Raw genomic sequence first — 20,136 nt, forward strand, 5'->3', positions numbered from 1 at the left:
TGGTCGTGCCTGCGACACGTCGCCCTTGACGACCGATTGGGTTCTGGTGTTTCCTGAAACCGGTTTCAGAACCACTAATAAATCCAATAAGCAGGTTTCAATCCGTGACTTCTTTCTCCGCCGCCCAGCGCAACCGCGTGACCATGCTCGATGTCGCCGAACGCGCCGGGGTCTCCAAGGCCAGTGTCTCGCGTTTCATTGGCGAAGACCGGGCCCTGCTCTCCGAGGCCATCGCCCGGCGCATCGAGCAGGCCATCAGCGAGCTGGGCTACCGGCCGAACCAGATGGCCCGCGGCCTCAAGCGCGGGCGCACACGCCTGATCGGCATGCTGGTGGCCGATATCCGCAACCCATATTCGATTGCCGTGATGCATGGCGTGGAAACCGCCTGTCGTCGCCATGGCTATAGCCTGGTGGTGTGCAACACCGACCGCGACGACGAGCAGGAACGCCAGCACCTGGCGTTGCTGCGCGCCTACAACATCGAAGGGTTGATCGTGAACACCTTGGGTCACCACCGTGACGAACTGTTCGAACTGCGCAGCGAAATGCCCCTGGTGCTGGTGGATCGCAAGGTCGATCGGCTCGACAGCGACCTGGTCGGGCTGGACAACCCGGCGGCCATCGAAATGGCCCTCGATCACCTCGAACAACGGGGCTACCGCGATCTGTTGCTGGTGACAGAACCGTTCGACGGCACCAGTTCGCGAATCGAGCGGGTCGAGAGTTTCAAGGCTGGTATCCAACGGCGGCCTGCCCTGGCCGGCACCGTGGTGGAAACCTCTGATCAGTTGACCACGCGTATCAAGGCCTTTCTTGCCCAGCCTGGCCAGGGCCCCAAGGCGTTGTTCTGCGCCAATGGCATTGCCGCCCTGGCCGCCACGACGGTGTTGCGCGAACTGGGTTGTCACTTGTTCGATGACGTGGGCCTGATCGCCCTCGATGACTTGGATTGGTACCCCTTGGTCGGCAGCGGCATCACGGCCCTGGCCCAACCGACAGCGCAGATCGGCGCCAGCGCTTTCGAATGCCTGCTCAAGCGCTTGCGCGGTGACAACGGGCCGGTGCGGACCCTGGATTTTGCGGCGCGGTTGATTGAGCGTGGGTCGACGCGGGGGAATCTTCGGTGAGTGTGAAAGCCCAATACCGATCAGTGAAGGCGCAACTCAGTCTGTGGGAGCAAAGCTTGCTCGCGATCGCGGTGGGCCAGCCAATACAGGTGTCGATTGATGTGCCCCAATCGCGAGCAAGCTTTGCTCCCACGGGTTTACGGCTGGCTGAACGGCATTATCCGTAACGCCCCCTTTTTTGAACGCTTTTTTTGAATAAAAATGAAACCGGTTTCAGAGGTACAACAACAATGCACAACCCACCCGTTTCCATCAGTCTTTCCAGCTACGGCGCCGACCTGGTGCGGCAGCATGGCCAAGGCCGCTTCATCGATCTGCTGGCCGCCGCCGGTGCCTCACGCATCGAATGGCGCGAAGAATTGCTCACCACCGAACAACCCGCTGAACTGGCCGCCGCTGCCCGGGCCCTGGGGCTGCAGAGTATTTTTTCGTCCCCCCTGGAACTGTGGCTCGCCGGCCAGCCCAGGCCCAACCCCGCCCTGGCGCTGGCCCTGCAACGCGGCGAGGCGTTCGGTTCGACCTGGCTGAAAGTCTCCCTCGGGCATTTCACCGACTCCAATGACCTGTCGGCACTGGCCCAGGTGCTCGCCGCCAGTCCGGTGCAGCTGCTGGTGGAAAACGACCAGACCTTGCAGGGCGGGCGGATCGAACCGTTGCAACGGTTCTTCACCGCGGTGGAGCACCAGGTGCTGCCCGTCGCCATGACCTTCGACATTGGCAACTGGCAATGGCAGGACCAATCGGCCGCCGTGGCCGCCCGCCAGCTCGGACGCTATGTGGCGTATGTGCACTGCAAGGCCGTGGCCCGGCGCGCCGACGGCAAACTCGTCGCCGTGCCTCCAGCCATGACCGACCTGCACGTGTGGGAACAACTGCTCAAGCACATGCCCGCCGGCGTGATGCGCGCCGCCGAATACCCGCTGCAAGACGATGACCTGCTGCAATTGACCGCCCACCATGTCGCCACCTTGTCCCGCCTCGGGCAATCGCGCCAGGAGCCTGCCCATGTCTGAATTCGATGTGTTGTCGTTCGGCGAAACCATGGCCATGCTGGTGGCGGACCAGCGCGGTGACCTGGCCAGCGTCGACCAGTTCCACAAGCGCATTGCGGGGGCCGACAGCAACGTGGCCATCGGTCTGTCGCGGCTGGGCTTCAAGGTGGCGTGGCTGAGTCGGGTCGGCGCCGACTCCCTGGGGCGCTTCGTGACGCAGACCCTGGAAAACGAGGGCCTGGATTGTCGCCACGTGGCGGTCGACCCTGAGCACCCCACCGGCTTCCAGTTCAAGTCCTTTACCGTCGATGGCAGCGACCCGCAAGTCGAGTATTTCCGGCGCAGCTCGGCGGCCAGTCATCTGTCGATCGGCTCCATCGCGCCTGCACTGCTTGACGCCCGTCACGTGCACGCCACCGGCATCGTCCCGGCGCTGTCGGGTACAGCCCGCGAGATGTCCTTTGAATTGATGAGCCGTATGCGCGCGGCCGGCCGCAGCCTGTCGTTCGACCCCAACCTGAGGCCAAGCCTATGGGGCAGCGAGTCGACGATGATCACTGCAATCAATCGCCTCGCCGCCCTCGCCCACTGGGTCTTGCCGGGACTCGGCGAAGGCCGGCTGCTGACCGGCTTCGACGACCCGGCCGACATCGCCGCGTTCTACCTGGACCAAGGTGCCGAACTCGTCGTGATCAAGCTCGGCGCGGACGGCGCCTATTACCGCACGGCGCTGGACCAGGGCGTCATCCCCGGCGTGCCGGTGGCCCAAGTGGTGGACACCGTGGGCGCCGGTGATGGCTTCGCCGTGGGCCTGATCAGCGCATTGCTCGAAGGCCAGGCCATCACCGAGGCCGTGCAGCGCGCCAACTGGATTGGCAGCCGCGCGGTGCAGAGCCGTGGGGATATGGAGGGATTGCCGACGCGCCTTGAATTATTGGCTGAATTTGAAACCGCCAATCGCGAGCAAGCTCGCTCCCACAGGGGTTAACTCGATCCCATGTGGGAGCGAGCTTGCTCGCGATAGAGCCACAAAAAAACACACCTGCTGCAACAAAAACAACAAGCTCAGGAGTCAACGACATGCAAACGCTCAACCTCGCCACCCGCCGCTGGTGGTACATCATGCCCATCGTCTTCATCACCTACAGCCTGGCCTACCTCGACCGGGCCAACTATGGATTTGCCGCCGCCTCGGGCATGGCCAAGGACCTGATGATCACCCCAGGGCTTTCGTCGCTGCTGGGCGCCCTGTTTTTCCTCGGCTACTTTTTCTTCCAGGTCCCGGGGGCGATCTACGCGCAAAAGCACAGCGTGAAGAAGCTGATCTTCGTCAGCCTGATCCTCTGGGGTTCGCTGGCCACCCTGACGGGCGTGGTCTCCAATGCCTACTGGCTGATCGTGATCCGCTTCATGCTCGGGGTGGTCGAGGCCGCGGTGATGCCGGCGATGCTGGTGTACCTGTGCCACTGGTTCACCCGGGCCGAACGCTCGCGCGCCAATACCTTCCTGATCCTCGGCAACCCGGTGACCATGCTGTGGATGTCCGTGGTCTCGGGTTACCTGGTGCAGCGATTCGACTGGCGTTGGATGTTCATCATCGAGGGCCTGCCGGCGGTGCTCTGGGCCTTTGTCTGGTGGCGCCTGGCCGATGATCGCCCGGCCCAGGCCAAGTGGCTCAGCGACCAGGAAAAACATGATCTGGAAAGTGCCTTGGCGGCCGAACAGGTCGGCATCAAGGCGGTGAAGAACTACGCCGAAGCCTTCCGCTCTCCCAAGGTGATCATCCTGGCGTTGCAGTTTTTCTGCTGGAGCATCGGCGTCTACGGGTTTGTGCTGTGGTTGCCGTCGATCCTCAAGGCCGGCCTGCAGATGAACATGGTCGAGGCCGGATGGCTGTCGTCCTTGCCGTACCTGGCGGCGGTGATCGGCATGCTGGTGGTGTCCTGGGCGTCGGACAAGGCGCAGAAGCGCAAGCGTTTTGTCTGGCCGCCGCTGCTGATCGCCTCCATCGCGTTCTACGCCTCCTACCTGCTGGGGGCCGAGCACTTCTGGTGGTCCTATGGCTTGCTGGTGGTCGCCGGCGCTTGCATGTACGCGCCATACGGTCCGTTCTTCGCCATCGTTCCGGAAATCCTCCCGGCCAATGTCGCCGGCGGCGCCATGGCGTTGATCAACAGCATGGGCGCGCTGGGTTCGTTCGGCGGTTCGTACCTGGTGGGCTACCTCAACGGCACCACCGGCTCCCCTGGCATGTCCTTCCTGCTGATGAGCGGCGCCTTGCTGCTGTCGGTCGTGCTGACGCTCGCCCTCAAGCCCGGCGCCAGCGACCGGACCGTCTCCCACTCCGCGACGCCGAGCCCGGCGCCCGCCCGTTCCTGAATCGAGACCCCTCCCATGAAAAAGCACGTGGTGTTGTACAAAGCGCTGTCACCTCAATTGATGGCTCGCCTGCAAGCCCAGGCCCAAGTCACGCTCATCGAACGCCTCGATGCCCAGGGCCTGGCACAACTGCGCGACGCCCTGCCCACGGCCCACGGCCTGCTGGGCGCCAGCCTCAAGCTGGATGCGGCGCTGCTGGACCTGGCGCCGAACCTGCAAGCCATCGCCAGCGTCTCGGTGGGGGTCGATAACTACGACATCGACTACCTGACTGAACGTCGGATCCTGCTGACCAATACCCCGGACGTGCTCACCGAAACCACCGCGGACACCGGTTTCGCCCTGATCCTGGCAACCGCCCGGCGCGTGGTGGAGCTGGCCAACCTGGTCCGCGAAGGCGGCTGGCAACAGAGCATCGGCCCCCGGCATTTCGGCACCGACGTCCATGGCAAGACCCTGGGCATCATCGGCATGGGGCGCATCGGCGAAGCCTTGGCCCAGCGCGGGCACTTCGGCTTCGGCATGCCGGTGCTCTACCACAGCCACTCGCCCAAGCCCGCGGTCGAGCAGCGTTTCAACGCACGCTATTGCAGCCTCGAAACATTGTTGCAGCAGGCGGACTTCGTTTGCCTGACCTTGCCCTTGACGGCTGAAACCCAAGGGCTGATCGATGCGCAGGCGTTTGCCCGAATGCGTCCCGAGACCCTCTTCATCAATATCTCCCGGGGCAAAGTGGTGGACGAAGCGGCGCTGATCGACGCCCTGCGCAACAAACAGATCCGTGGCGCGGGGCTGGATGTGTTCGAGCACGAACCCTTGAATGCGGATTCGCCGCTGCTGCAACTGGACAACGTGGTAGCGACACCGCACATGGGCTCGGCCACCCACGAGACCCGGGAAGCGATGGCGCGCTGCGCCGTGGACAACCTGCTGGCGGCATTGGCGGGGGAGCGGCCGGTGAATCTGGTGAATGCGGGGGCGTGGAAAGGCTGAGCTATTCACCGCTAATCCCTGTGGGAGCTGAGCTTGCTCGCGATAGCGGTGGGTCGGCTACATTGAAGTTGAATGTACCGTCGTCATCGCGAGCAAGCTCGGCTCCCACAATGGACCCGGGGTGTTCGTTGCACCCACGTCCACCGCCAATCCCCCTGTGGGAACGAGCTTGCTGACGATAGCGGTGGCTCGGCCGCATTGAAGTTGAATGTACCGTCGTCATCGCGAGCAAGCTCGGCTCCCACAATGGATTCGTGGTGTTCCTTGCTCCTGCGTCCACCGCCAATCCCCTGTGGGAGCTGAGCTTGCTCGCGATGGCGGTGGGTCAGACTCCATCTATGTTGGATATTGCGCCGCCATCGCGAGCAGCTTGGCTCCCACAGGTTTTGCGGCTTGCCCAGGATTTAAGGAATGCCACAAGGGCTATGTCGGCTGACGGGTTTCGATGTTGTCCAGTGCGCGGTTCGCCAGCAGGCTGCCCAGTTCGATCAGTTGCTGAATGCCCAGGAGGAAATGCCGGCGTGAACCGTCCAGGTCGAAAGCCAGGTCATTGACCATGGCATTGGCCGAAGCCAGGGTTTCGCTGAGGTTGGCAAGCAGGCTTTCGGTGTCGATGTCTTTGTTGACGGTGAAGAGTTGGCCGGGGGCAGGTTCTGCTTCGGGTTTGTCCGGCTTGGGGTTCAGGTAATGGTCGAGGACTCGGTCGGTGACTTCGTCGTGTTTTTGGGACTTGGTTTTTGGACGCGGTGACGTTGGATCGGTGTTCGGTGGGTTCGGGGTTACTTTGAACATGAATGAATCTCCAAATCAGAAAAAGGAGACCATCAACCTCGCTACCAAACGAAGGTGGCGGCCATACGCGGGTTGGTAGACCGGTGACTTGGAGAACCGGCGCGTCCGAAGACGCCCTGCGCATGACCGCCATAAAACAGATACCAAAAAGGCCTCTGTTGCAGGGGCTGTGCGACAAGTCAAAAGCCGGGCTACCAAACCCGATCGCTGATTCATCAGCGACCCGGAAACGATAGAACCTGCCTCCCAAGCGCACAAGCCGGCGGATTCTGGCGCAGTTGTAGGCAATGGCGCAAGGCAACGTAGCCTGCTCCAGAGCACTCCTACGTCCGGATAAACACCCCTTCATTTTGTGAGTGCTTCGCACTGGAGCGCCAGCCCGGTCAAGCGGGAGCAAGCTCCCTCGCCACGGGGTAAGTGCGCCTGTCCGGGTGGGATTCATGGCAAGCCCCCCCCACACAATCTTTCCAAGCCGATCACAATTCACACGGCCAATCAAAATCCCGTTAGTCGCCACCCCCCGCCATGCATTAAAGTAACGCCCCCAGCCCCGGCGTTATCCGAACGCCTGGGGCCACCCTTTCCAGGAACAGTCACCGATGGAACATCGTGAAGCGCTGCTTGCGCTGCGAACCTTTCTTTCAACGCAGATTCTCGGCCAGGAAAAACTCATCGAGCGCCTGCTCATCGCCTTGCTCGCCGACGGTCATATGCTGGTGGAAGGCGCGCCTGGGCTGGCCAAGACCAAGGCCATCAAAGAGCTGGCCGAGGGCATCGAAGCGCAGTTCCATCGTATCCAGTTCACCCCTGACCTGCTGCCCGCCGACATTACCGGCACGGAAATCTACCGGCCGGAAACCGGCAGTTTCGTGTTCCAGCAAGGGCCGATTTTCCATAACCTGGTGCTGGCGGACGAAATCAACCGCGCCCCGGCCAAGGTCCAGTCGGCCCTGCTCGAAGCCATGGCCGAACGCCAGGTCAGTGTCGGGCGCAGCACGTATGAACTGTCACCGCTATTCCTGGTGATGGCCACGCAGAACCCGATCGAGCAGGAAGGCACCTACCCGCTGCCCGAAGCCCAGCTCGACCGATTCCTGATGCACGTCAAGATCGGTTTTCCCGATGCTGCCGTGGAACGCCGCATCCTGCAGCAGGCCCGGGGTGAAGCGCTGAACGGCGAGACCAAGCCCGAGCGCCGCGTGAGCCAGCAGGCGATCTTCTCCGCACGCAAGGAAATCCTCGGGTTGTACATGGCCGACGCCGTGGAGGAGTACCTGGTGCAACTGATCATGGCCACCCGCAACCCGGCCAAGTTCGATCCGGAAATGGCCGAGTGGATCGCCTACGGCGCCAGTCCGCGGGGTTCCATCGCCCTTGACCGCTGCGCCCGTGCCCATGCCTGGCTGGCCGGGCGCGACTTTGTCAGCCCGGAAGATATCCAGGCCGTGCTGTTCGACGTGCTGCGCCATCGCATCATCCTGTCGTTCGAAGCCGAGGCCGCCGGCATCGACCAGGATCGGGTCGTGCAGCGGATTCTCGACGTCGTCGCTGTCGCTTGAGCATGAGTCATGAATAACCCCCTGGCGCCCGCACCGGGCATCCGCGTCAGCCTTTCGGAGCTGATCGAGATGCGCCATCGCGTGCGCGAGGTGCAACTGTTCTCGACACCGGGCCAGCGCAGCCCGCTGATCGGCCTGCACCACTCCAAGCTGCGCGGGCGCGGGGTGGATTTCGACCAGGTGCGGGTCTACCAGGCCGGCGACGACGTGCGCACCATTGACTGGCGCGTCACCGCCCGGACCCAGGAGCCCCACACCAAGCTGTTCCACGAAGAGCGGGAGCGGCCGATCTTCATCATGATCGAGCAGAGCCACCGGCTGTTCTTCGGCTCGGGGCTGATGTTCAAGTCGGTACTCGCCGCCCAGGCCGCCAGCCTGATCGGCTGGGCCGCGCTGGGGCACAACGACCGGGTTGGCGGCCTGGTGTTCGGTAACAACACCCATTACGAGGTCAAGCCACGGCGCAGCAAACAGAGCCTGTTGCAATTGCTCAATCGGCTGGTGCGGGTCAATCAGTCACTGCACACCGAGGGCGAGCCGGACCGCGACTCGTTCGGCATCGCCCTGCGTCGGGCCCGGGAAGTGCTGCGGCCCGGCAGCCTGGTGATCGTGATTTGCGACGAGCGTGCGTTGTCCGACAGCGCCGAACAGCAATTGAGCCTGCTGTCGCGCCATTGCGACCTGTTGCTGCTGCCGCTGTCGGACCCGCTGGATCACGCCTTGCCCGCCGCCGGCTTGCTGCGTTTCGCCCAGCGTGGCGCGCAGTTGGAGCTCGACACCCTGAATTTCGAACTGCGCCAGGCCTATCGCGCCCAGGCCGAGGCACGCCAGGCGCGTTGGGAATTGCTGGCGCAAAAGCTGCGAATCCTGATGATGCCCCTGAGTACCCAGGGCGACATGGTCGAGCAACTGCGCGAATACCTGAACCCCAAGCGGGCCGGGAAAAGCCGATGAGCAGCCTCGATCAATTGCAGCCGCTGATGGCGCCACCGCCCATTGGTTTCTGGCCGCCCGCGCCGGGCTGGTGGTTGCTACTGCTGATGTTGCCGTTGCTGGGCCTGGGGCTGTGGCAATTGCGCCGGTTCATTCCCGCCAAGCGTACCGCCGACCGCAGCGAGCAACCCCTGGACCCGGTGCGCCTGGCCGCCCTGGCCGAACTCGCCCGGCTGCCCAAGCCCTACGACGGCGCGCCGGCCGGTGCCTGGTTGCAGCAACTCAACGGGCTGCTCAAGCGCCTGTGTCGCAACCACTACCCCTACAGCCAGAGCCACACCCTCAACGGGCGCAAATGGCTGGCCTTCCTGGACAACCGTTGCCCGGCCGCTGGCTTGACGCGCTGGATGGTACTGGTGGAAGGCGCCTACAAGCCCGAATGCAAGCTCGATGACAAAGCCATCGCCGGCCTGACCCAGGCGGTCGAAATCTGGATTCGCAAACATGTTTGAATTCGCCTGGCCGTGGGTGTTCGCCCTGTTGCCGCTGCCCTGGCTGATGCGCCTGGTGCTGCCGGCGGCCGACAGCGGCGAGCCGGCGCTCAAGGTCAGCTTCCTCGGCGACCTGGAAGGCCTGGTGGGCCGTCGGGCCCGGGCCAATCTGCCGACCTGGCGGCAACAGGCGCCCTTTATCCTGCTCTGGCTGCTGTTGCTGATCGCCGCTGCACGACCGCAGTGGCTGGGGGAACCGCTGCCCATTGCCGCCAGCGGTCGCGACCTGCTGGTGGCGGTGGACGTCTCGGGCTCCATGGACTTTCCCGACATGCAGTGGAAGGACGAAGAAGTCAGTCGCCTCGCGCTGGTCCAGCACATGCTCGGGGACTTTCTCGAAGGCCGCGAAGGTGACCGGGTCGGCCTGATCCTGTTCGGCAGCCAGGCCTACTTGCAGGCACCGCTGACCTTCGACCGCCGCACCGTGCGTCGCTGGCTCGACGAGGCGCGCATCGGCATCGCCGGCAAGAATACCGCCATCGGCGACGCCATCGGCCTGGCCCTCAAGCGCCTGCGCCAACGTCCGGCCCACAGTCGCGTACTGATCCTGGTCACCGACGGTGCCAACAACGGCGGCGAAATAGACCCGCTGACCGCCGCGCGGCTGGCCGCCGACGAGGGCGTGAAAATCTACCCGATAGGCATTGGTGCCGACCCGGAACAAAGTGGCACGGCGGGCTTCCTCGGCGTCAACCCGAGCCTGGACCTCGACGAGCCGACCCTCAAGGACATTGCCCAAGCCACGGGCGGTCGCTATTTTCGTGCCCAGGATGGCGAGCAATTGCTGGCGATCAAGACCACCCTCGACCAGCTCGAACCGGTGACCCAGCAACCGACCCAGGCACGCCCTGCCCTGGCGCTGTATCACTGGCCCCTGGCCGCTGCCCTGCTGTTGAGCATATTGCTGGTGGCCCGGGCGCGCTGGCCGGACAATCCACTGCAACGCCTGTTCAACCAGCCGCTGTTCCAGCCGTCCCAACACACCGAGTGGCGCCAGCGACTCAAGCGCCTGCGCTTGCGGAGGCGTCGATGATTGCCCTCTGGCCGCACTGGCTGCGCCCCTGGTTCGTGTTGCTGCTGCCGTTGCTGGGCTGGTTGCTCTGGCAACTGTGGCACCGGCAGAAACGGGTGGGCCGCTGGCAGATGATCCTGCCGCCGGCCTTTCATGCGGTACTGCTCAGTGGCGGCAGTGGTCGGGAAAGCCGGCTGCCGTGGATTGCCCTGGGCCTGGGCTGGCTGTTGATCGTGCTGGCGTTGCTGGGGCCAAGCTGGGCGCGGGTCGAACAGACCAGCCAGAAACCCGCCGATCCGCTGATAGTGATACTGGAACTGACCCCGGAAATGCTCGCCACCGATGTCCCGCCCACGCGCCTGGAACAGGCCCGGCGCAAGGTACTGGACCTGCTGCAGAACCGCAGCGATGCCCAGACCGCGATCATCGTCTATGCCGGCAGCGCCCACACGCTGGTGCCGCTGTCCGACGACCTGGCCACCAGCACCAACCTGCTCGAAGCCCTCGCGCCGTCGATCATGCCCCAAAGCGGCCATCGCGCCGACCTGGCCGTTCATAAAGCCATGGCCCTGCTGGACCAGGGTGAACTCGGCCACGGTCGGATCCTGCTGATCGGTTCGTCGTTGAACGAGCAGGAACGTGAAGGCATCCGCCAGGTCCTGGACGGTTCCGCCACACAATGGCTGATGCTGGGCATCGGTACCCGCGAAGGCGCACCGGTGGCCCAGCAAGATGGCAGTTACCTCAAGGATGCCCAGGGTTCGATCCTGGTACCGCGCCTGGACAGCCCGGGCCTCAAGGCCTTCGCCAACGAGCTGGACGGCCGCTACCGACCGGCGCGGCTGGACGACAGCGACCTGCGCGGCCTGGGTCTGCTGGACGGTCCTCGCCATCTGCGCAGCGACGGCCAGACGTTGCGCCTGGACACCTGGGCCGACCAGGGTTATTGGCTGCTCCTGCCCTTGCTGCTGCTGGCCGCTTGCGCCGGGCGTCGAGGCTGGCTGTTCTGCCTGCCGCTGCTGTTCATGTTGCCGCAAACCGGCCATGCTTTCGAATTCCAGGACCTGTGGTTGCGCCCCGACCAGCAGGGCCAGCACTTGCTCAAGCAAAAGCGCCCCGCCGAAGCCGCCGCCCACTTCGAAGACAGCCAATGGCAAGGCGTCGCCCTGTACGAAGCCGGCCAATACAGCGAAGCCGCCCGGCGCTTCGCCGAAGGCAACGACGCCCGTGCCCACTACAATCGTGGCAACGCCCTGGCCCGAAGCGGTGAGCTGGAAGCCGCACTGGATGCCTATGAACAAGCCCTGGAATTGCAACCCGACCTGCGCCCGGCCCAGACCAACAAGGCCCTGGTGCAGAACCTGTTGAACGAACAGGCACCACCGACGCCAGAGCCCAAGCCCGCCGAACGCGAGGAACCGGGCCAGGGCGAGCAAACGCCGGATAGCACTTCGACCAGTCAATCTTCCGAAGCGGGCCACCCCCCCGCCGAGGCCACCGCGACACCGGACGAGTCCCAGCCGCCACGGACCGCACAAGCGCCCACCGCCCAGGATGTGCCGGGCAGCGAGCTGCCCGACGAGCAGACCACCACGCCGCCGCTGCGTCCCGCCGCCGGCCAGCGCAATGAAGAAGAACAACGCCAGGCCATGGAACAATGGCTGCGCCAGATCCCGGACAATCCCGGCGAGCTGCTCAGGCGTAAATTCTGGTATGAACAGCAAAGCCATCAGGCCCAGGGAAAAACCCCATGACCCGCTTCACCGCCTACCTCCTCGTCTTGCTGCTCTGGGCCTCTGGAACCCAGGCTGCACAGCTGACGGCCAGTGTGGACCGCAGCCGCCTGAACTCCGGGGAAACGGTGGAGCTGACCCTGGAATCCAACGACGCCACGTTGTTCGGCAAACCCGATCTGGGTCCGCTCCAGGCCTTGTTCGATGTGCGCGGCACCCGTCAGGTCAACCAGTTGACGACCCTCGACGGCGAGAACCGCGCCACCACCCGCTGGATCGTCACCCTGCTGCCGCGCCAAAGCGGTACCGTGATCATTCCCCCGCTGCAACTGGGCGAAGTGACCAGCCAGCCGATCACCTTGCAAGTCATCGAAAGTGAAACCCGCAATGCGTCCGGGACCCTGGCACCGGTGTTCATCGAGGCCCGCCTCGACCAGACCCAGGTGTATGTGCAGGCCCAGGCAATCCTGACGTTGCGCATCTACCATTCGGTGTCGCTGTACGACGACAGCAGCCTGACGCCGCTGCACATCCCCGATGCCCGCACCGAACAACTGGGCGAATCGCGCACCTATGAAAAGGTCATCAACGATGTGCGCCACGGCGTGATCGAGCTGCGTTATGGCATCTACCCGCAGCGCAGCGGCGAGCTGACGATCCCGGCCCAGACCTTCAGCGCCACCCTGGTCGAACCGGTGGCCCAGGACGCGGCCCCTTCGGGCCCCAAGCCCGGTCAATTGATGCGGGTAAGCTCCGAGCTCCTGCAACTGAGCGTCAAGCCCAAGCCCGCCAGCTACCCGGCCGACGTGCCTTGGTTGCCGGCACGCAGCCTGTCCTTGAGCGAGAGTTGGAGCCCGGAACCGACCCACAGCCAGGTGGGCGACTCCTTGACCCGCAGCCTGACCCTGGAAGCCGAAGGCCTGGCCAGCGCCCAATTACCACCGCTGCCGGCCACCGAGATCAACGGCCTGCGACGTTATCCGGACCAGCCGGTACTCAGCAGCCGCAGCAGTGAACGCGGGCTGGTGGGCAGCCGCGAAGACCGCGAGGCGCTGGTGCCCAACCGCAGCGGCACCATCGAGCTGCCACCGGTGGAAGTGGTCTGGTGGAACACCCTGGAAGATCACCTGGACCGCACCAGCCTCCCGGCGCGGACCCTGCAGGTGGCGAACAATCCGAGCCTGATGGTGGATACGCCCGCCGGCACGGCGCAGATCGTGACGACGGTCGACAGCGAGACCCTGTGGTATTGGCAACTGAGCAGCCTGATCCTGGCCTGCACGACGCTGCTCGGCTTCGGCTTGTGGTGGCGCGCCCGCTGGCAGCCGGCCATCCTGCGCTCGACCCAGGCCGGACCGAGCCCGCGCACGCTGCTGGACGACCTCAAGCGCACCTGCCTGGCCAACGACCCCCACGCCACCCGCCAGGCCCTGGACGCCTGGGCCCGCCAGCAACCGGAAACCCTGGCCGACATGGCGGCGCGTTTCGTGCCGCTGTCCGACGCCCTGGACGGCCTCAACGGCGCGCTCTACAGCGAGACCGGCCAGCATTGGCAAGGCGAAGACCTGTGGCGCGCGATCCGCACCATCCCGCCCACCGAAGGGGCGCTGGATGCGGCCGGTGATTCGGGATTGCCACCGCTTTACCCCAAATAACCCACGCCTTGTCTTGCAGCTTTTGTGGCTTTTGTGGCTTTTGTGGCTTTTGTGGCTTTTGTGGCTTTTGTGGCGAGGGAGCTTGCTCCCGCTCGATTGCGCAGCAATCGCAAAAAGGGGCCGCTGCGCAGCCCAGCGGGAGCAAGCTCCCTCGCCACAGGGGCGTGTTCAAATAGATCCCATGAAGTTGAACAAGTCCTCCCCCCCGTTTCCCAGTAAACTCTCCTTCTTTTAGCCGCCCTTCTCTTCACCGCGGCCATCATCTGTTTTCTGGAGTTTGCCTTGCGTCTGTTTCACACCTCCGACTGGCACCTGGGGCAAAACCTGCACGGTCAGGAACGCGATTTCGAACACGCCTGCTTCCTCGACTGGCTGCTGCGCCAGCTGACCCACGAAAAACCCGACGTGCTGCTGATCGCCGGCGACATCTTCGACACCGTCAACCCGCCGGTCAAAGCCCAGGAGCGGCTCTACGACTTCATCGTCAGCGCCCATGAGCAAAACGCCAACCTGACCATCGTGATGATCGCCGGCAACCACGACTCCGGCTCGCGAATCGAACTGCCTGCGCCGCTGATGCGACGCTTGCGCACCCACGCCCTGGGCCGGGTGTTGTGGCTGGACGACGGCCAACTGGACGTCGAGCGCCTGTTGTTGCCATTGCCCGATGCCAAGGGCAAGGTCAAGGCGTGGTGCCTGGCCCTGCCGTTCCTGCGGCCCGCCGAAGTCACCGGCGCGCAACTGGGCGACGACTACCTGCGGGGTATCGGCCAGGTGCATGAGTGGCTGATCGCCGCGGCCAACAGCAAGCGCAAGAAAGGCCAGGCGCTGATTGCCATCAGTCATGCGCACATGGCCGGCGGTTCGGTGTCCGAGGACTCCGAGCGCAGCCTGATCATCGGCAACGCCGAGGCCCTGCCCGCCAGCCTGTTCGGCCCGAGCATCAGCTATGTCGCCCTCGGCCACTTGCACAAACCGCAGAAGGTCAACGGCGAAGAGCGCATCCGCTACAGCGGCTCGCCGATCCCGCTGTCATTCTCGGAAATTGGCTACCAGCATCAGATTCTCGACATCACCCTGGACGGCGAAACCCTGGTCAAGGTCGAACCGCGCCTGATTCCCCGGGCCGTCAACCTGCAACGCCTGGGCCCGGCTCCCCTGGCCGATATCCTTGGGCAACTCAAGGAGCTGCCCGACATCGACCTGCTGGCCGACGTCCAACGCCAACCCTGGCTGGAAGTGCGGGTGCGCCTCGACGAACCGCAGCCGGACCTGCGCCACCAGGTTGAAACCGCACTGCAAGGCAAGGCCGTGCGCCTGGTGCGGATCGCCGCCGAGTACGCCGGCAACGGTGGCGCCGGCAGCGCCGATGAAGGCAGCGCGCTGGTGGAACTGGATCAACTCAGCCCGCAGGAACTGTTCAGCCGCGCCTGGCTGGACACCTATGGCAACGAAGTGGATGAACAGACCCTCAAGGACTTTGCCGTGCTGTTGCAAGACGTGCAGATGGAGAGCGAGCAACCATGAAGATCCTCGCGATCCGCCTGAAAAACCTGGCGTCCCTGGCCGGGCCGTTTGAAATCGATTTCACCGCCGAACCCTTGGCCAGCGCCGGCCTGTTCGCCATTACCGGTCCCACCGGCGCCGGCAAGAGTACGCTGCTCGACGCCTTGTGCCTGGCGCTGTTCGGTGCCGTGCCGCGCCTCAACAACACCGGTCGCGATGCCAAGGTGCCGGACGTCGATGGCGAGATTGCCACGGGCGATCCGCGCACACTGTTGCGCCGTGGCACCGGCGATGGTTTTGCCGAAGTGGATTTTCGCGGCATCGACGGGCGCCGCTACCGGGCCCGCTGGGAAGCCAATCGCGCCCGGGAAAAGGCCGGCGGCAAATTACAAGCCAGCCGCCAGAGCCTGCGGGACCTGGACAACGATCAACTGCTGGCGAGCCAGAAAGGCGAATACAAGACCCAGCTCGAAGCCGCCCTGGGCCTGAACTTCGAGCAGTTCACCCGCGCCGTGTTGCTGGCCCAGAGCGAGTTCAGCGCGTTCCTCAAGGCCGATGACAACGACCGCAGCGAACTGCTGGAAAAACTCACCGACACCGCCCTGTATACCCGCCTCGGTCGTCGCGCCTTCGACAAGGCCAAGCAAGCCAAGGAAACCCACAAACAGCTGCAGGACCAGGCCACCGGTGTCACCCCGCTGGCCCCCGAAGCCCGGGCCGAGCTCGACCAGCGCTTCAACGACGCCCAGCAACAACTCAAGGCCCAACAGGCGCAACTCAAGCAACTGGAGCAGCAACACACCTGGCTGCGCGACCTGCGCCAATTGCAGGATGAACACGCCAGCGCCGCCGAACAGTTGCAACAGGCCCAGGCCGATTGGCACGCCCTGGCCGACGAACGCCTGAAACTGACCCGCCTGGAACAGTTGGCGCCCCAACGCCATCAGTTCATCCGCCAGGCGGAACTGAGCCGACAGCTCGAGCCCTTGGCCGCGCAGATCCAGCAGCTCACCCAGCAGCAAATCGACCTGCACCAGCAGCAAGCCGAACTGGAAAAAGGCCTGGGCGTCACGCAACTGGCATTGGTCGCGGCCCGGCAACAAAGCAGTGACAGTGCGCCGTTATTACGCCAGGCTTTCGAGGAGCAAAGCACCCTCGCCCGTCTCGTCAGGGACGCCAGCCAGGCCGCCGGGCATCAGGACCAGGCGCAACAGGCCTGCACCGAAGGCCAGCGTGCCATCGACACCTTGCTCGAACAGCAGAAACAGGTGGCCGAGCGCTTGCAGCGAATCGCCGGCGAGCTTGAACAAAGTACGCACCTGGCACCACTGAGCGACGCCTGGAACGCTTATCGCGATCGCCTCCAACAACTGATGCTGATCGGCAATCGCCTGAACCAGGGCCAGGCCGAACTCTCCCTGCTGGAGCAAGGCGCCGCCCGTGCCGCCGAGGAACTGGCCAGCCGCCGGCAAGACCTTGAGGTGCTGTACAAGGAAGCCGGTGCCGAGCCGGAGGCCGTGGCCGAACAGATCCAATTGCTCGGCACCCTGCTGCAAGACAACCGCAAGCAACTGCGCGCCTTCGAAGACCTGACCCGGCTGTGGGCGAGTCAGCAAGAACTGGACAAACGGGGTGCCGAGCTCGAGCAACGCCAACAACAGGCGTTGCAGGAACGTGACCGCCTGGTGCGTGAGGGCGGAGAAGCCAAGGCCGAACTGACCATCGCCGAACAGACCCTGACCGTGACCCGCGAACTGCTGGAACGCCAGCGCCTGGCCCGCAGCGAAAGCGTCGAACAACTGCGCGCACAGTTGCAGGACGAGCAGCCCTGTCCGGTGTGTGGCAGCATCGAGCACCCTTATCATCAGCCCGAAGCCCTGTTGGAAAACCTCGGACGCTTCGATGAAGCCGAGGAGGCCAACGCCCGTAAAGCCGTCGAGCGGCTCAATGAAAAAGTCATCGACTTGCGGGCGCAATACAGCGGGGTCATTGCCCAGCTCAAGGAACTCAAACAACAACAGGAACAGCTCGCCAGCCAGCAACAGAGCCTCGCGCCCAGCCTGGAAGCCCACCCGTTGTCGGCGCAACTGCTGGCCCAGGATCCGAGCAAGCGCGACGCCTGGCTGGCCCAACAGAACAGCCAATTGCACCTGCGCATCGGCCAGGACGAACAACGCCAAGCCGCCCTGCTGACCCTGCAGCAGGACGCCGCACGCATGGGCCAACGCCTGCGCGAGGCCGAAACGGCCAGCCAGCAGGCGTCACACCACCTGGGCAACCAGCAGCAAGCACTGGCCCGCGACCGCCAGCGCCTGGACGAAGAACTGAACCACTTCAGCGCCCTGCTGCCGGCGGACACCTTGCAGGCCTTGCGCAGCGAACCCGCCGCGACCTTCCTGCAGCTCGACCAGCAGATTGCCCAACGCCTGGAGCAACTGGAACAGCAGCGCGACGAACTGGACGAACAACGCCAGCGCCAGCAGACCCTGGAGAAAGAGCAGGACCGCCAGCAGACCCGCGTCCAGCAACTGGAAGCGGCCCGCCTGCAATTCAGCGCCCTGAGCGAGCAACAGCAGGCCTGCCAGGAGAAACTCGCGCAACTGCTCGGCGAACACCTCAGCGCCGAACAATGGCAACAACAACTCGACCAGCGCCTGGAACAGACCCGGGAGGCCGAGGCGACGGCCAATCAGCAGTTGCAGCAAGTGCGCAACAGCCTTGTGCAACTGGCCGCCGAACTCAAGGCCCGTCAGGAGCAGGCGCAATCCCTGGCCCACGAACTTCAGGCGTTGACCACGGGTATCGCGCAGTGGCGCACCGGCCATCCTGAACTGGACGATGCCGCCCTTGAAGCCCTGCTCGGCCTGGACGAGCAACACGTCGGCCAGTTGCGCCAGCGCTTGCTCAACAGCGAAAAAGCCATCGAACAGGCCAGCGTATTGCTCACCGAACGCGAGCAGCGCCTGCATAACCACCAGGCCCAGCACAACGGCAACCTGCCGCCCGAGCAACTCGCCGAAGCCCTCGCCGAACTGCAAACTCAATTCGCCGTCAGCGAACAGCGTTGCGCCGAACTGCGTGCCGAACAGGCCGAGGACCAGCGCCGGCAGAACGCCAACCAAGCCCTGGCCCAGCAGATCGAACAGGCCTACGCCGAATACCAGCGCTGGGCACGCCTCGATGCGCTGATTGGCTCGGCTACCGGCGACCGCTTCCGCAAACTGGCCCAGGCCTACAACCTCGACTTGCTGGTGCATCACGCCAATGCCCAACTGCGGCAACTGGTGCGCCGCTACCGGCTCAAGCGTGGCGGCAGCATGCTCGGTCTGCTGGTGATGGACACGGAAATGGGGGATGAACTGCGCTCGGTGCATTCGTTGTCCGGCGGCGAAACCTTCCTGGTCTCCCTCGCCCTGGCCCTGGGCCTGGCCTCGATGGCGTCCAGCACATTGAAGATCGAATCGCTGTTCATCGACGAAGGCTTCGGCAGCCTCGACCCCGAATCGCTGCAACTGGCGATGGACGCCCTCGACGGCTTGCAGGCCCAAGGCCGCAAGGTCGCGGTGATCTCCCACGTGCAGGAAATGCACGAGCGGATCCCGGTGCAGATCCAGGTCCGTCGTCAGGGCAACGGGTTGAGCACGGTGGAAGTGAAATGAGCCGCGCCACGCTCTATTCCTTCCGCCGCTGCCCCTACGCGATGCGGGCGCGCATGGCCTTGCGCTACAGCGCGGTCGAGGTGGCGATTGTCGAAGTCAGCCTGAAGGCCAAGCCCGCCGAGATGCTCGCCCTCTCCAGCAAAGGCACGGTGCCGGTGCTGCAGGTCGATGGCCGGGTGATCGATGAAAGCCTGGAGATCATGAACTGGGCCTTGGCCCAGCACGACCCGCAAGACTGGCGGCTACGGGACAACGCCGACGGCCAGGCGTTGACGGCGGCGTTGATCGAGGAAAACGACCAGGTGTTCAAGCTGCACTTGAATCGCTACAAGTACCCCGAGCGCCACCCCGAGTACCCGAAGGAGCATTACCGCAGCCAGGGCGAAGACTTTCTGCGTCGCCTGGAGGCACTGCTTGCAACCCGGCCGTTTCTGGCAGCGGAGCACCAGAGCCTGGCGGACGTGGCAGTGATGCCCTTCATACGGCAATTCGCCCACGTCGACCGCGACTGGTTTGCCCAGGCGCCCTATCCGCGGCTGCAGGATTGGTTGCAGAGGTTCCTGGAGTCCGAGCTGTTTGTGGCGATCATGGCCAAATAACGCCCTGCACACAGCCCTTGTGGCAAGGGGGATTTCTGTGGGAGCAAGGCTTGCCCGCGATACAGGCGACTCGATTTCTGAAGGACCGCATCGCCTTCATCGCGGGCAAGCCTTGCTCCCACAAAATATCAATAACCGGCTTGGTCCAATCAGTCGCTCAGCAGACTCAATAAGCGCTCACGCGCCACTTCCAACTCACCGGCATCCGGTTGGGCCGCCGAGACAATCGGCGTGGAGTAGAGAAACAGCAGCATCACTGCCAGACGCATCGCCATGGTGTCGATCCTTATCTGCGAAGGAGTCAATTTGTCAGCGTCAAATTTAAACACATGGCCAAGTGATATTACAGCGGGATTTTTCCAGAAACGGCGAAGCCTGCGATCTTTTCTCTTTCACCCGATATCAGTGAAGATGAAAAGATCGCAGGCTTCAGGCGTTGCGCGAAATTTCAGTGTTGGGTCTTGTGGTCCAGCGCCGCATAGAAGTTAGCGCTTTGTTGCAGGTATTTCTCGGTGTAGCTCTGGGTACGGTTTTTCTTGTCGCTGATCTCGACACTGGCACTGGCGGGCAGCGCTACGGTGGCAGAGATGGCGGAAGCGGCGATCACGGAGAAGAGATTCAGATTCATGGCGGTAGACCTCGG

17 protein-coding genes are annotated in these 20,136 nt (G+C 64.0%); 14 read left to right on the plus strand and 3 right to left on the minus strand.

Annotated elements, in window-relative coordinates; translation table 11 throughout:
• The first annotated feature begins 104 nt into the window (after positions 1–104).
• From IB266_RS12280 to IB266_RS12300, 5 genes are all read left to right on the plus strand, one after another.
• Complete coding sequence (locus tag IB266_RS12280) at positions 105–1,130, plus strand: LacI family DNA-binding transcriptional regulator (RefSeq protein WP_192261342.1); 1,026 nt, start codon at positions 105–107, stop codon at positions 1,128–1,130.
• A gap of 230 nt (positions 1,131–1,360) precedes the next feature.
• Positions 1,361–2,143: an AP endonuclease gene (locus IB266_RS12285; protein WP_192261343.1), complete on the plus strand. Its 783-nt coding sequence runs from the start codon at positions 1,361–1,363 to the stop codon at positions 2,141–2,143.
• Positions 2,136–3,110, plus strand: coding sequence for a sugar kinase (locus IB266_RS12290; RefSeq protein ID WP_192261344.1), 975 nt, complete (start codon positions 2,136–2,138; stop codon positions 3,108–3,110). The genes IB266_RS12285 and IB266_RS12290 overlap by 8 nt, the downstream gene beginning before the upstream one ends.
• Positions 3,111–3,202: 92 nt before the next feature.
• On the plus strand, positions 3,203–4,501 hold the full coding sequence (locus IB266_RS12295; protein WP_060742004.1) for an MFS transporter: 1,299 nt from the start codon (positions 3,203–3,205) through the stop codon (positions 4,499–4,501).
• Between the two features lie 15 nt (positions 4,502–4,516).
• A complete protein-coding gene (locus IB266_RS12300; protein ID WP_192261345.1) occupies positions 4,517–5,494 on the plus strand; it encodes a 2-hydroxyacid dehydrogenase in 978 nt (325 codons plus the stop codon).
• Between the two features lie 423 nt (positions 5,495–5,917).
• Here the strand turns inward: IB266_RS12300 and IB266_RS12305 are convergent, their stop codons facing one another.
• Positions 5,918–6,286, minus strand: a complete 369-nt coding sequence (locus IB266_RS12305; RefSeq protein WP_192261346.1) for a DUF6124 family protein — start codon at positions 6,284–6,286, stop codon at positions 5,918–5,920.
• A gap of 599 nt (positions 6,287–6,885) precedes the next feature.
• On the opposite strand from IB266_RS12305, the gene IB266_RS12310 reads away from it, so the two are divergent.
• The 9 genes from IB266_RS12310 (at position 6,886) to IB266_RS12350 (ending at position 19,493) form a co-directional block, all read left to right on the plus strand.
• Positions 6,886–7,845: an AAA family ATPase gene (locus IB266_RS12310; protein WP_039589986.1), complete on the plus strand. Its 960-nt coding sequence runs from the start codon at positions 6,886–6,888 to the stop codon at positions 7,843–7,845.
• Positions 7,846–7,854: 9 nt separating this feature from the next.
• Positions 7,855–8,799 carry a DUF58 domain-containing protein gene (locus tag IB266_RS12315; protein ID WP_060742001.1) on the plus strand — a complete coding sequence of 315 codons (945 nt, stop codon included), beginning with the start codon at positions 7,855–7,857 and terminating at the stop codon, positions 8,797–8,799.
• Positions 8,796–9,290, plus strand: coding sequence for a DUF4381 domain-containing protein (locus IB266_RS12320; protein ID WP_060742000.1), 495 nt, complete (start codon positions 8,796–8,798; stop codon positions 9,288–9,290). Before IB266_RS12315 ends, IB266_RS12320 begins: the two co-directional genes overlap by 4 nt.
• Positions 9,283–10,362, plus strand: a complete 1,080-nt coding sequence (locus tag IB266_RS12325) for a vWA domain-containing protein (RefSeq protein WP_192261347.1) — start codon at positions 9,283–9,285, stop codon at positions 10,360–10,362. Before IB266_RS12320 ends, IB266_RS12325 begins: the two co-directional genes overlap by 8 nt.
• On the plus strand, positions 10,359–12,095 hold the full coding sequence (locus IB266_RS12330) for a tetratricopeptide repeat protein (protein ID WP_192261348.1): 1,737 nt from the start codon (positions 10,359–10,361) through the stop codon (positions 12,093–12,095). Before IB266_RS12325 ends, IB266_RS12330 begins: the two co-directional genes overlap by 4 nt.
• Positions 12,092–13,729: a BatD family protein gene (locus IB266_RS12335; protein ID WP_192261349.1), complete on the plus strand. Its 1,638-nt coding sequence runs from the start codon at positions 12,092–12,094 to the stop codon at positions 13,727–13,729. The genes IB266_RS12330 and IB266_RS12335 overlap by 4 nt, the downstream gene beginning before the upstream one ends.
• A gap of 282 nt (positions 13,730–14,011) precedes the next feature.
• Positions 14,012–15,256: an exonuclease SbcCD subunit D C-terminal domain-containing protein gene (locus tag IB266_RS12340; RefSeq protein ID WP_192261350.1), complete on the plus strand. Its 1,245-nt coding sequence runs from the start codon at positions 14,012–14,014 to the stop codon at positions 15,254–15,256.
• A complete protein-coding gene (locus IB266_RS12345) occupies positions 15,253–18,894 on the plus strand; it encodes an AAA family ATPase (RefSeq protein WP_192261351.1) in 3,642 nt (1,213 codons plus the stop codon). The genes IB266_RS12340 and IB266_RS12345 overlap by 4 nt, the downstream gene beginning before the upstream one ends.
• Complete coding sequence (locus tag IB266_RS12350) at positions 18,891–19,493, plus strand: glutathione S-transferase (RefSeq protein WP_192261352.1); 603 nt, start codon at positions 18,891–18,893, stop codon at positions 19,491–19,493. The genes IB266_RS12345 and IB266_RS12350 overlap by 4 nt, the downstream gene beginning before the upstream one ends.
• A gap of 149 nt (positions 19,494–19,642) precedes the next feature.
• On the opposite strand, the gene IB266_RS30880 is transcribed toward IB266_RS12350, so the two are convergent.
• Positions 19,643–19,768 (minus strand): hypothetical protein, encoded by a 126-nt coding sequence (locus IB266_RS30880; protein ID WP_256587218.1) that lies wholly within the window; start codon positions 19,766–19,768, stop codon positions 19,643–19,645.
• Between the two features lie 173 nt (positions 19,769–19,941).
• Positions 19,942–20,121: a hypothetical protein gene (locus tag IB266_RS12355; protein ID WP_003202673.1), complete on the minus strand. Its 180-nt coding sequence runs from the start codon at positions 20,119–20,121 to the stop codon at positions 19,942–19,944.
• Between the last annotated feature and the right edge of the window lie 15 nt (positions 20,122–20,136).

Source organism: Pseudomonas sp. Pdm06, assembly GCF_014851795.1.
In the GTDB taxonomy this organism is placed as follows: Bacteria; Pseudomonadota; Gammaproteobacteria; order Pseudomonadales; family Pseudomonadaceae; genus Aquipseudomonas; species Aquipseudomonas fluorescens_AA.